The sequence below is a fragment of the Ferdinandcohnia sp. GQ5 genome (assembly GCF_059759275.1).
Genome location: NZ_JCAXEW010000026.1, coordinates 36,010 through 49,488, shown reverse-complemented (window position 1 = coordinate 49,488; position 13,479 = coordinate 36,010). Strand labels below are relative to the sequence as shown.

At 38.3% G+C, this 13,479-nt stretch carries 11 protein-coding genes; 9 read left to right on the top strand and 2 right to left on the bottom strand.

From position 1 onward, the window contains the following. The first annotated feature begins 3 nt into the window (after window positions 1-3). The 4 genes from gatY (at window position 4) to AC6CHV_RS23650 (ending at window position 4,541) form a co-directional block, all read left to right on the top strand. Window positions 4-879, top strand: coding sequence for a tagatose-bisphosphate aldolase subunit GatY (gatY, locus tag AC6CHV_RS23665; RefSeq protein WP_341332572.1), 876 nt, complete (start codon window positions 4-6; stop codon window positions 877-879). A gap of 324 nt (window positions 880-1,203) precedes the next feature. Beyond that, complete coding sequence (gene pfkB, locus AC6CHV_RS23660; RefSeq protein WP_440274497.1) at window positions 1,204-2,148, top strand: 1-phosphofructokinase; 945 nt, start codon at window positions 1,204-1,206, stop codon at window positions 2,146-2,148. 94 nt (window positions 2,149-2,242) lie between these two features. Continuing rightward, complete coding sequence (locus AC6CHV_RS23655) at window positions 2,243-3,502, top strand: anaerobic sulfatase maturase (RefSeq protein WP_498079782.1); 1,260 nt, start codon at window positions 2,243-2,245, stop codon at window positions 3,500-3,502. A gap of 76 nt (window positions 3,503-3,578) precedes the next feature. Next, a complete protein-coding gene (locus tag AC6CHV_RS23650; protein ID WP_498079781.1) occupies window positions 3,579-4,541 on the top strand; it encodes an SUMF1/EgtB/PvdO family nonheme iron enzyme in 963 nt (320 codons plus the stop codon). A 61-nt stretch (window positions 4,542-4,602) separates the two neighbouring features. Here AC6CHV_RS23650 and AC6CHV_RS23645 read toward each other — a convergent pair whose 3' ends face one another. Further along, a complete protein-coding gene (locus AC6CHV_RS23645) occupies window positions 4,603-4,848 on the bottom strand; it encodes an HPr family phosphocarrier protein (RefSeq protein WP_341332563.1) in 246 nt (81 codons plus the stop codon). 350 nt (window positions 4,849-5,198) lie between these two features. On the opposite strand from AC6CHV_RS23645, the gene glpK reads away from it, so the two are divergent. The 3 genes from glpK (at window position 5,199) to AC6CHV_RS23630 (ending at window position 11,034) form a co-directional block, all read left to right on the top strand. Further along, the gene (glpK, locus tag AC6CHV_RS23640; protein ID WP_498079780.1) at window positions 5,199-6,689 is read left to right on the top strand and encodes a glycerol kinase GlpK; all 1,491 of its coding nucleotides are present in this window, start codon (window positions 5,199-5,201) and stop codon (window positions 6,687-6,689) included. 174 nt (window positions 6,690-6,863) lie between these two features. Continuing rightward, complete coding sequence (locus AC6CHV_RS23635; RefSeq protein WP_498079796.1) at window positions 6,864-8,480, top strand: FAD-dependent oxidoreductase; 1,617 nt, start codon at window positions 6,864-6,866, stop codon at window positions 8,478-8,480. Window positions 8,481-9,303: 823 nt separating this feature from the next. Continuing rightward, window positions 9,304-11,034: a phospho-sugar mutase gene (locus tag AC6CHV_RS23630; RefSeq protein WP_341332561.1), complete on the top strand. Its 1,731-nt coding sequence runs from the start codon at window positions 9,304-9,306 to the stop codon at window positions 11,032-11,034. A gap of 61 nt (window positions 11,035-11,095) precedes the next feature. Here AC6CHV_RS23630 and AC6CHV_RS23625 read toward each other — a convergent pair whose 3' ends face one another. Then, window positions 11,096-11,335 carry a YhdB family protein gene (locus AC6CHV_RS23625; protein WP_099353313.1) on the bottom strand — a complete coding sequence of 80 codons (240 nt, stop codon included), beginning with the start codon at window positions 11,333-11,335 and terminating at the stop codon, window positions 11,096-11,098. A gap of 199 nt (window positions 11,336-11,534) precedes the next feature. Between AC6CHV_RS23625 and AC6CHV_RS23620 the strand changes: the two genes are divergently transcribed. Then, a complete protein-coding gene (locus AC6CHV_RS23620) occupies window positions 11,535-11,891 on the top strand; it encodes a DUF3889 domain-containing protein (protein ID WP_341332560.1) in 357 nt (118 codons plus the stop codon). A gap of 138 nt (window positions 11,892-12,029) precedes the next feature. Next, entirely contained in the window at window positions 12,030-13,439 is a 1,410-nt protein-coding gene (locus tag AC6CHV_RS23615) for a SpoVR family protein (RefSeq protein ID WP_341332559.1), read from the top strand. The last annotated feature ends 40 nt before the right edge of the window (window positions 13,440-13,479 follow it).

Below are 13,479 nucleotides of genomic sequence, written 5' to 3'. Positions count from 1 at the left end.
AAATTGGTATCTGTTCAACCAAAGAGTTTAATACAAAATACAAAAGAAATGTTGTTAAAAGCAAGTCGTGAGAATTATGCAGTACCAGCATTTAATATTCATAACCTCGAAACGATTCAAACGGTTGTTGAAGCTGCTGTGGAATTAAGGTCTCCTATCATTCTAGCAGCGACTCCAGGAACGATGAACTATGCTGGACGATCTTATATTCAAGCGATTGTAGAAGTAGCTGCAAGAGAAAATGACATACCAATTGCGCTGCACCTTGATCACCATGAAACTTATGAATCTATTGTAGAGTCCTTAGAATTAGGAACAAAATCAGTGATGATTGATGGCTCGCATTTATCATTTGAAGAAAATATTGCGCTTGCAAAAAAAGTGGCTGATAAGGCTCATGAATATGGTGCTACTGTTGAAGCTGAGCTTGGGAAATTAGTGGGACAAGAGGACGATCTTATTGTTGAAGCAAAAGATGCAGCTTATACGGATCCGGATACTGTCGAAGAATTTGTAGCACGAACAGGTATTGACTCACTTGCAGTTGCAATTGGAACAGGCCACGGATTATACGAAACAAAACCAAATCTTGATTTTGCCCGCCTTGCTAAAATTAAGAGTTTGACCGATGTACCAATTGTGCTCCATGGTGCATCAGGAATTTCTAAAGAAGATGTTCAAAAGTGTATTTCCTTAGGCTGTGCTAAGGTAAATATCTCAACAGAACTAAAAATTCCTTTCTCAGCTGGTTTGCGAGAACATTTGATTGCAAACCCACAAGAAACAGATCCAAGAAAATATTTTGGACCAGCAAAAGCGAAAATGAAAGAAGCAGCAATTGAAAAAATCTTAATCTGCATGAGTAACGGAAAAGCATAACTTTTTTCAGCAGAATTCCTTTAACTATTAAAGGAGTCGTACTTTGCGTGTGGGTTCAAACCCAACTGAATAAAGTTATAGCCTCCGGCAGATGCTACGATTTTTCAAAGGAAATTTTTCGAGCAGAAAGATTAAAGACTAAGAGCGCCACATCCTGTGGCAACGTTTTTATGACCCACCTCGTGTGGGCCTAAAAATCAGGCGCAAATTACGCCAAGGCGAATTTGATTTTGAATTAGGTGAGGGATCGAAACCTATGTGTGTATATATGCGCAAGGAGAGTTCCTCGCCTTTTTTGATAAATAGAAATAGAGGTGTATATTCATGATTTTAACCATTACTTTAAATCCTTCTGTTGATATCAATTATAAGATGGATTATTTTTCATTAGATAAAGTAAATAGAGTCAATACTGCCGGCAAAACAGCAGGTGGTAAAGGACTAAATGTAGCCCATGTACTAAGGCAATTAGAGGAAGAGACTGCTGCATCAGGTTTCTTGGGAGGTAGTTTGGGTGAATTTATTCGAAAAGAAATAAACAAAAAGGGAATTAGGGACTTTTTTGTGGAAATTGGAGGCGATACCCGGAACTGTATTGCAATAATTCATGAAGGCAAGCAAACTGAAATCTTGGAAGATGGTCCGGACATCAGTGAAAAAGAATCAAACGAATTCTTAAAACAATACTCAGAAGCAGTACAGCAGTCAAATTATATTACAATCTCAGGAAGTACTCCACAGGGAATAAACGACGAGTATTACAGCGATTTAATCGACATTGCACATCAGTTTCAAAAACCTGTTTTATTAGATACAAAGGGTTCATTACTAAAAGCAACATTGCGAGGTAACAATAAACCTTTTTTAATTAAACCCAATCAAGATGAATTAGGTGACTTATTCGGAAAAAGGCTGACAAGCGAAAAAGAAATTTTCTCAACTTTACAAAAGGATCTATTTCAAGGAGTAGAATGGGTTGTCGTCACACTAGGGGGAAATGGTGCAATTGTAAAACATAATGAGAATATATACCGAGTTCAAATACCGAAAGTAAAGGTTGTAAATCCTGTTGGCTCTGGTGATTCAGTTATCGCTGGTTTTGCAGCGGGGTTATCGCGCGGTTTAAAGGAAGATGAACTTATTAAATTTGGTCTTGCAATGGGAACATTAAATGCTTTGGAAGAGCAGACAGGAAGTGTTGATGTGACTAAGATTACTTGGTGTGTAGATTCGATAAAAGTAGAAAAAATAGAGGAGTTAGCCGTATAGAAGCTGAAAACCTTAAGTCTATGTGATTAACATCACCGTAGCTTTTTATTCTTTTTAATAATATAAGGATAAAAGGATAAGGTGGGAAAGTTGAATGAGTGCCTGTGGAATAGGAGCAACAAATCTTACAGGAGTTCTTTGGAAAACAGTTTCAGAGGCTTGTAATCTAGCATGTGATTATTGTTACTATAGCAAGTGTAAAGGTAAGATCGATCAATTAAATATAATTGAGGATGAAGTACTTGAAAAGTTTATTAAAGAATATATGGCCATGTCAAACGGTGTGGCTTCTTTCGTATGGCAAGGTGGAGAGCCCCTATTAGCAGGGCTAGACTTCTTTAAAAAGGTAGTCTCACTTCAGGCCAAATATGCAAAACAGAATACAATCATAAGCAACTCCGTTCAAACAAATGGAACATTAATCACGAGAGAATGGGCAAAGTTTTTTAAAAGATACAATTTCTTAGTTGGTGTTAGTCTCGACGGTCCTAAACATATTAATGATGCAAAGCGGGTTACAGGTTCAGGTGGTGGTAGTTTTAACTCCATTATGAAAGGCATCCAGTATTTAAGAGATGAGAAGGTAGATTTTAATATCTTAACTGTCATCCATGAGGGAAATGTTACAAAAGGGAATGAATTAATGGAATTCTATCTGAACGAGCAATTTCAATATATTCAATTCATTCCTTGTATGGACTTTAAAGCACAGGAAGTTGGACAATTAGGAAGGTATACGATTACACCAAAGGAGTATGGTGATTTTCTATGTCAAGTATTTGATAGTTGGTATAATGACGGAAATCCAACTATCTCTGAACGATTTTTCGATAATATGTTGGCCGTCTATCTTCATCAAGAAGCAGAGATCTGTATTCACCGAGTGACTTGTCCAAAAACATTAATTTTGGAACAAAATGGGGATGCGTACCCCTGTGATTTTTACATACATGACGATTTTTACTTAGGCAATGTGGGAAAGGATCCGCTCAAAGATATTATTAACCATAAGAAATTTAATGAATTTACTCGTTTAAAAGAAAATCTGTCAGAGCAGTGTTTGAACTGTGAATTTCTCCACCTATGTCACGGAGGTTGTCCAAGAGCTCGTAGTTGGGACCCACAGAAACAAACAGTCAATGTTGAATATTTTTGCCAAAGCTATCAACAAATTTATCAATATGCTCATGAAAGAATGCAAATGGTAGCAGAAAAAATAAAGGAAAGAAAACTAGTAGAATATCTCCAAAGTGGAGGAAAGCTTCCCGAAAGAAATGATCGTTGTATTTGTGGAAGTGGAAGGAAGTTTAAGAAGTGTTGTGAAAAATATAAGCCACAATATGCCTTAACTTAATTAACTCCAATTCAGGACTTTCAACAGGACATTTTCGAACCATATCGAATTTTAATAAAGAAGGGGGCGTGACAGCATGAGCAAGGTAGTAAGGTCTTGTTGTTCAGTTAGTCGAACAGCAGTTGAAACACGGGATAAAGAAGCTTCGTTAATTACTATGGAAAAGGCGAAAAACCATTCATCGATAGACGGCATGGTCTACATCCCAGGTGGAGAATTTTTAATGGGAACCGACCAAAAAGAAGGATTTCCTGCAGATGGAGAAGGGCCAGTTCGTGAAGTGATAATAAATCCTTTTTATATGGATACTTATGCTGTTACCAATGCACAGTTTGCAGAATTTGTGAATGATACTGGTTATAAAACAGAAGCAGAAGTGTTTGGTTGGTCATTTGTGTTTTATCAGATAATATCGAAAGAAGTAGCGAAGACCGTTAAAAATCAGGTTGCATCGACACCTTGGTGGTGGGTCGTAGAAGGTGCCTATTGGAAAAAGCCTGAAGGGGTAGATTCCTCGATTGACAATCGAATGGACCACCCAGTTATTCATATTTCATGGAATGACGCTATGAAATATTGCGAGTGGGCTGGGAAGCGACTTCCAACTGAAGCAGAGTGGGAATTTGCAGCAAGAGGAGGTTTAAAGCAAAAAATTTATCCGTGGGGAGATGAATTAACCCCTAATGGTGACCACCTTTGTAATATATGGCAAGGGAATTTTCCACATGTAAATACAAAATTAGATGGCTATTTATCCACTGCACCCGTCTCAGCATTTCCACCTAACGGTTATGGGTTATATAATATTGTAGGGAATGTATGGGAGTGGTGTGCAGATTGGTTTAGTCCCACTTTCCATGTGTCTGATACAGGAGATAATCCGAAGGGACCGCCTACTGGGCAAACAAAAGTAATGAGAGGTGGATCTTATCTTTGTCACCACTCGTACTGTAATCGTTACCGGGTTGCTGCGAGAAGTTCGAATACACCAGATAGCTCAACTGGAAATCTCGGCTTTCGCTGTGTGAAAGACATATGATGCTATAAAACCACAATCAATATCAATAACTGATATCGATTGTGGTTTTTTCAAATAGAGATTAAATAAAAGTCTCAAGCCACTCTAATGTTTCCTCTTCATCTGGACCCTCAATTTTAACAGTTATAATCTGTCCTTCACGAATACCTGCCCCCATTAACCCTAAAATACTTTTGGCATTGTATGATCTATTTTTAAACTGAAATTCAACATCACTTGTAAACCTACTGAGATTCTGAACTAATTCCCCTGCTGGCTTAGCGTGTAGTCCTTCCTTGATCGTAACTGTAACTTCTTTTTCAATCAAAGCATTCCACTCCTTACAAGAGTTAATTTTAAAATGAACATTACTACTTTTATTCTGAGAAAATAATTTTAGACCTAAAAAAGCACCTCTTCTCAGGTAGAAAAAAACATGTAAGCGTGTTAATTTTAAGTAAGGAGAACGTTTTAACTTGATTCAGAAGAAGTTTCTACTTCTATAAGTGGGGATGAATGCAATTTTGAGTACTCAATTTAGTGATGGGTCCAAATTCCGTCTGAATAAAGTTAAAGCCTTCGGCGGATGCCACGATTTTTCAGAGGTAGTTTTTCGAGCGAGCTCGAAAAAAATCGGGCGCAAATACGCCAAGGCGCATTTGATAGGGGGGCTATAAATTGGAAAAATACATACTTTCACTTGATCAGGGTACCACGAGTTCACGCGCCATCTTATTTAATCAAAAAGGTGAAATAGTACATGTTGCGCAGAAGGAATTCACGCAAATTTTTCCAAAACCAGGCTGGGTGGAACATAACGCAAATGAAATTTGGGGTTCGATTTTATCGGTCATGGCATCAGTTTTATCCGAGGCAAACGTAAAAGCGGAGCAAATTGCAGGAATAGGGATTACAAACCAACGTGAGACGACGGTTGTATGGGACAAAGAAACTGGCCAGCCTGTGTACAATGCAATAGTGTGGCAATCCCGTCAAACGGCTGATATTTGTGAAGAACTAAAAGAAAGAGCATTAAGTGATACATTCCGTAAAAAAACTGGGCTATTAATTGATGCTTATTTTTCAGGGACAAAAGTGAAATGGATTTTAGATCATGTAAAAGGAGCACGTGAAAAAGCGGAGAGCGGGAAACTTCTATTTGGTACAATTGATTCTTGGGTCATATGGAAGCTGTCAGGTGGGAAGGCTCATGTAACAGATTATTCTAATGCCTCCCGAACCTTAATGTACAACATTTACGAGTTACAATGGGATGATGAGTTATTAGGGCATTTAACAGTACCTAAGTCGATGCTCCCAGAAGTTCGCCCATCTTCAGACGTGTATGAAACCACAGCTCCTTATCATTTCTTTGGTCAAGAGGTGCCAATTGCAGGTGCAGCGGGTGACCAACAAGCAGCTCTTTTCGGGCAAGCTTGTTATGATAAAGGGATGGTTAAAAACACATATGGAACAGGCTGCTTTATGCTGATGAATACCGGTGAGAAAGCAGTGCCTTCTAAGCATGGATTACTAACAACAATTGCATGGGGGATTAACGGAAAAGTTGAATACGCCCTAGAAGGAAGTATTTTCGTCGCAGGTTCCGCTATTCAATGGCTTCGTGATGGTCTGCGCATGTTTAATGATGCCAAGGACAGCGAAGGCTATGCTGTCAAAGTGGATTCAACTGATGGAGTATATGTTGTGCCGGCATTTGTTGGACTAGGCGCTCCATATTGGGATAGTGACGTGCGTGGGGCTGTGTTTGGCCTTACACGGGGGACTTCAAAAGAACATTTCGTTCGAGCAACTTTAGAATCATTAGCCTACCAGACAAAGGATGTCTTAACGGCCATGGAGGCCGATTCTGGCATATCGTTGAAAACGCTTCGTGTAGATGGTGGTGTTGTTAAAAATAACTTCCTTATGGATTTCCAATGCGGAATTTTAGGAGTTCCAGTCGAACGTCCTGTAATCAATGAAACAACAGCTTTAGGGGCTGCATACTTGGCTGGCTTGGCAGTTGGTTATTGGAAGGGTCAATCAGAAATTTCTAGTAAATGGGCGATTGATCAAACATTTGAACCAAAAATGAGTGAGGAAAAGCGTGAAGAACTATATAATGGTTGGAAAAAGGCAGTACAGGCTGCCATGGCATTCAAATAAAAGTTATGCTATCATGAAGATAAGTTAATCATTCGGTAGGAGATTAGGGAGAGACCGCAGGAGCATTGTCACTATGTGAACAATGACTTTTGTGGTCTCTTTTTCTACCTCTTTTAAGGAGTGGAGATCGTGACACAGTTCTCAAGTATAAAAAGAAGTTCAATCTTAGCGGATATGGAAAAGGAGGTTCACGATTTATTAATAATTGGTGGTGGAATAACGGGTGCAGGTATTGCACTTGACGCTACTACACGTGGACTTAAAACAGCGCTTGTTGAAATGCAGGATTTTGCTGCTGGTACATCCAGCCGTTCCACAAAGCTGGTCCATGGTGGCCTTCGCTATTTAAAACAGTTTGAAGTCGGATTAGTGGCCGAAGTAGGTAAGGAAAGGGCCATTGTTTATGAAAATGGGCCACATGTGACAACTCCAGAGTGGATGCTTTTACCCCTACATCAAGGTGGTACTTTTGGAAAATTTTCAACATCCATTGGCCTAAGGGTTTACGACTATTTAGCAGGTGTCAAAAAGTCAGAGAGAAGATCCATGTTAAGTGCTGATGAAACTCTTGCAAAAGAGCCACTTATCAAAAAGGAAGGTCTTAAAGGTGGAGGCTATTATGTTGAGTATCGTACAGACGATGCGCGCTTAACAATTGAAGTGATGAAAAAAGCCATCGAAAATGGCGCAAAAGCGGTCAACTATGCCAAGGTAGAATCATTTATCTATGAGGATAAAAAGGTAAAAGGAGTAAAAGTGGTTGATCAACTTACTGGAAAAGAATACAAAATTCACGCGAAAAAAATTGTCAATGCAACAGGGCCATGGGTTGATAAATTGAGAGAAGCCGATAATTCGAAAAAAGGGAAAGTATTGCGTCTAACAAAGGGGGTTCACATTGTACTTGATCAATCCAAGTTCCCGTTAAAACAAGCGATTTATTATGATACACCAGATGGCCGAATGGTATTTGCAATCCCACGTGACGATAAAACATATATCGGAACAACCGATACTTTTTATGACAAAGATACCGCACATCCAACGGTTACATCAGAGGATCGTGCGTATTTAATCAATACAATTAACTATATGTTTCCAAGTGTAAATGCGAAGGAATCTGATATTGAATCGAGTTGGGCTGGTGTACGACCATTGATCTACGAGGAAGGAAAGGATCCTTCCGAAATATCCCGTAAAGATGAAATTTGGATTTCTGAATCAGGTCTCATCACAATTGCAGGTGGAAAATTAACAGGTTATCGTAAAATGGCGGAAACCGTGGTAGATAAAGTTGGAGGGCTTTTACAAGAAGAAGGGGTAACTACACTTAAAACTTGTCAAACAAAAAACATGGCTATATCTGGTGGAAATGTTGGTGGCTCGAAAAACTATCCATCATTTGTGGCTAAAAAAGTTGAGAAGCTCATGAACGAATTCCACCTTTCTCGAAAGAATGCTCAAAAATTAACGCATTTGTATGGATCAAATATTGATATTGTTCAGGGAATCATGGTCGATTTTAGCGATAGAGCAGATGAAGAGACTTTGCCAGTACTTGCGTCATTGGAATATGGAATTCAATATGAAATGGTTACAAAACCAATCGATTTCCTTATTCGTCGCACAGGTGCGATGTTCTTTGATATCGATTGGGTCAATCAATGGAAACAACAGATTATTGCCTACATGGCCGAAAAGTTTAACTGGACTGCCGAAGAAAAACAAGGTTACGAAGCCGAAGTTGAAGCTTACATTAAAGACGCAACCGAGCCAACTGAAGAAAGATAATAATTGCTGTAGACAGACGGAGAAATCCGTCTGTTTTTTGACTTTCAGGGAATTATAAGGTCCCACCATGTGATAATAGTGAAACGGCGCTAGGTTAAACAGGTACGTAACTGGAGGATATTAGGAGACAGCGAGGTAGTAAACCAGTTAAAGAGGTATGCATATGGATTATAGTAGGAAACAGCGAGCTAGTAAACCAGTTAAGGAGTATGCATATGGCTTATATTAGGAAACAGCGAACCAGTAAACCAGTTAAAGGGGTACGCATCTGGATAAAATTAGGAAACAGCGAACCAGTAAACCAGTTAAAGGGGTACGCATCTGGATAAAATTAGGAAACAGCGAACCAGTAAACCAGTTAAAGAGGTATGCATCTGGATAAAATTAGGAAACAGCGAACCAGTAAACCAGTTAAAGAGGTATGCATCTGGATAAAATTAGGAAACAGCGAACTAGTAAACCAGTTAAAGGGGTATGTATATGGATTATATTAGGAAACAACGAACCAGCAAACCAGTTAAACAGGCACCCATCTGGAAAAATAAGAAATAATGAACAGCAACCGCCTTAAACATGTACCACCTGTAAAGTTAAAAGAGAACAAACTTAGTGGTCCTTATTGTACAAGAATGATTGGGATCATAACAGGAATCCCTACTAAAAATCATAAACTTCATTTAATCAACCTAGCCTTTTTACTCATTTTCATAAGAAACAAGACAAACTTTGCTAAATTAATTGGAAAAAGACAGGATTTTATATAGAATAGGTAGAAGATAAAACAAAGATATTAACAATACAACTGTAATTGGGGGCATCGAACATGAGTTGGATGGAAAAGTATAACCAATGGCTAAATACGCCGGGGTTAGATGTAGAAATCAAGAATGCGTTGCTTGAAAAAAAAGACAATCAAAAAGAACTTGAAGATTGCTTTTATAAAAATCTCGAGTTTGGAACTGGTGGAATGCGTGGAGAAATCGGACCAGGGACAAACCGTATGAATTTATATACCGTAAGAAAAGCTTCAGCTGGGCTTGCAGCATTTATAGAGACATTTGGTGAAGAGGCGAAGCGCCGTGGGGTTGCTATTGCGTATGATTCTCGTCACAAATCACCTGAGTTTGCAATGGAAGCTGCAAAAACCCTTGCTACACATGGAATTCAAACCTATGTATTTGATGAACTTCGACCTACACCAGAATTGTCATATGCGGTTCGTCATTTAGGTGCTTTTTCAGGAATTGTCGTGACTGCAAGCCACAATCCACCAGAATATAATGGGTATAAGGTATATGGCTCAGATGGTGGACAACTTCCACCAGAAGCTGCTGATACAGTGATTGAAAAAGTAAATGCGATTAATAATGAGCTTGATTTAGAAGTCGGTAATGAAGAAGAATTAAAGGCTTCCGGACTTATTAAAATGATTGGTTCAGAAATTGATAATGCCTATACAGAAAAACTAAAAACGATCTCAATTAATCCAACGCTTTCTCAGGTTGGTGTCAAGGTCGTGTTTACTCCACTCCACGGTACTGCAAACAAGCCCGTTCGAAATGGCTTAAAAGCATTTGGATACGAGAATGTTACTGTGGTAAAGGAACAAGAGCTTCCTGATCCTAATTTCTCAACTGTAAAATCACCAAACCCAGAGGAACATGCAGCTTTCGAATTGGCGATTAAAGAAGGCAAAAAGATTGACGCAGATATTTTAATTGGAACAGATCCAGATGCAGACCGTTTAGGGGTAGCTGTTAAAGATGACAATGGTGAATATGTCGTATTAACAGGAAACCAAACAGGTGCTATTTTGCTGCATTACATATTATCAGAAAAGAAGAAACAAGGTGTTCTTCCAGAGAATGGTATTGTTCTTAAGACAATCGTTACATCTGAAATTGGACGAGAAATCGCAAAATCATTTGGCCTTGATACAATTGATACACTTACGGGATTTAAATTTATCGGTGAAAAAATTAAGGAATTCGAACAAACAGGAGAATACAAATTCCAATTCGGTTATGAAGAAAGCTATGGTTACTTAATTGGAGATTTTGCTCGTGATAAAGATGCAGTTCAAGCTGCATTATTAGCAGTAGAAGTTTGTGCTTTTTACAAAAATAAAGGCATGACAATGTATGAGGGCCTAATGGAGATTTTTGAGAAATATGGCTATTATCGTGAAGGCCTTGAATCCTTAACACTAAAAGGAAAAGAAGGGGCAGAGCAAATTAATAACCTTCTTGCAAGCTTCCGTAGTGAACCGCCAACAATTGTTGCTGGACGTAAGGTAACACTTGTTGAGGACTATAAGGAAAGTGTCCGAACCAACGTTAAAGAAAGTCAAAAAGAAGAAATCACTCTTCCAAAATCAAATGTTTTAAAATACTTCTTAGAAGACGGTACGTGGTTCTGCCTACGACCATCTGGAACAGAACCTAAAGTAAAATTTTATTTTGGAGTTAAAGGAAGTTCACTTGAAGATAGTCAACAAGCTTTACATGACATTTCTAAAGATGTGATGGAACAAGTTCATAATACATTAAAATAAAAACAAGGCCCTCGGGTCTTGTTTTTTTTCGATTAAAATGAAGTGGGGATTTTCACCCCACTTACATATGTGCAGCTAATTCTTCCATGCTTTCTGTGGATGCATGGTCTATATACCGTAGTAAAGAATACAACTGTCTCTCGATAACAGAATAATCTTTTTCAAAATTATAGGCATGTAAAAAGTGTTCAATTTTTTTTGAAAGGAAATCATCCTTTGTTCGAACCATCAATATAAGTAAGTTGTCCCACTGGGAACGATGCGTGTAATAAAGCGCTTTGTCATAGTCAACAGTATTCACTGCTTTTCCCTCCTTCTAAGGAGTTGATTATAGTGTGTGGAGAAAACAATTTTTTTCTCTCTGTAAATCTTGGTCAAGAATCCAAAACAAATATGAATACATAAAAGCTCGAGTTTTGTTTAATTGGAAAAAATAAAGTGATTAATATCTCAAGGAATAGCACAAAATACAATTGATTTTTACATAGGAGGTATGGAAGGTGACAAAAAGAGTATTGATTTCAATTTTCTGTAGTATATTTCTATTAGCAGGAGGCGGTATGGTAAGCGCACAACAGAAGCCACCACAAAAACCACCACAGCAGGAACAACCGCTTCCAACGGATTATGAAAAATGGGGTAAAATTGCAATTGATGTGGCAAAATTAAATTATCCAGACAGCAAAATTAGTGATTATCAGTATAAGGGACGAGAAAATCTTACTAATACACAATCAAAAGATACTTTTGAATTGAGAGTACAAACCAAAGACCGCACTTTTACAGCAAAAGTGATGATCTTGTTTAATCCACAAACAGAGTCCCTTTTATCGTTAAGCATCGAAGAAGTAAAATAAGGAACAACCATCTGGCCACAATTCACTGAACGAATGTGGCCTCTTTTGCGTTAAAAACGTGTAACAACAAAATCCCCTTTCATCATTTTGACCAATGACTCATAAATTGTGATAAGGACGAAAAGGGGGAGATCAACTGTGAGAGATTCTGATCGCAAGAAGCTAGAGTATGCAATTGATGAAATCACAGAAATTGCAGAAGGCTTTGGACTGGATTTTTATCCAATGAGATACGAAATTTGTCCTGCTGATATTATTTATACATTTGGCGCCTATGGGATGCCTACTCGATTCTCGCATTGGAGCTTTGGAAAACAATTTTATCGAATGAAGCTACAATATGATTTAGGATTAAGTAAGATTTACGAACTCGTTATAAATTCAGATCCATGTTATGCGTTTTTACTTGATTCTAATTCCCTTATTCAAAACAAACTAATTGTTGCCCATGTACTAGCACATTGTGATTTTTTCAAAAATAATATCCGTTTTAGTAATACAAAACGAGATATGGTTGAAAGTATGGCAGCTACAGCGGAACGGGTGAAACATTATGAACATGTATACGGAAAACTTGAGGTCGAAACATTTTTAGATGCAGTATTAGCTATCCAAGAGCATATTGACCCTTCCCTTATGAGGCCAAAGCTTTCTTGGAGCCTTGAGGATGAAGAAGAAGAAATAAAGCGAAAGCCGTCACCATATGATGATTTATGGGGCTTAGATAAAAAGGCGGCAAATGATAAACCAGTTGCACGTAAGAAAAAGAAATTTCCGCCACAGCCTGAAAAAGATATTCTTCTATTTATTGAACAATACAGTCGGGAACTAGAGGATTGGCAACGCGATATTTTAACAATGATGCGCGAGGAAATGCTGTATTTTTGGCCGCAGCTTGAAACCAAAATTATGAACGAAGGCTGGGCTTCATATTGGCACCAACGCATTCTCCGAGAAATGGATCTTACTTCTGATGAAGCCATTGAGTTTGCGAAGCTCAATGCAGGTGTAGTGCAACCATCAAAAACAAGCATTAATCCATATTACCTAGGTTTAAAAATCTTTGAGGACATAGAGGAACGATACAATAATCCAACAAAGGAAATGAAGGAACGTGGTGTTCAGCCAGGATCTGGGCGTGAAAAAATCTTTGAGGTTCGTGAAGTTGAATCAGATATATCGTTCATTCGAAATTACTTAACGAAGGATTTAGTCCTACGTGAAGACATGTATCTCTTCCAAAAGCAAGGTCGAGATTATAAAATCATTGATAAACAATGGACGCAGGTTCGTGACCAGCTCGTAAACATGCGTGTCAACGGTGGATTCCCGTATATCACTGTAAACGATGGTGACTATCTAAAAAGTGGGGAACTCTTCCTAAAACACTGGTACGAAGACATAGAGCTTGATTTAAAATATCTTGAAAAAGTACTTCCTTACATTTATCAATTATGGGGCAGACCCGTCCACATGGAAACTGTACTAGAAAATAAATCGGTTGTATTTACGTATGATGGAAAAACAGTGCATAGGAAGTATGTCTAAATAGAAAGAAGCTGCCTAATGGGTAGCTTCTTTTATTATT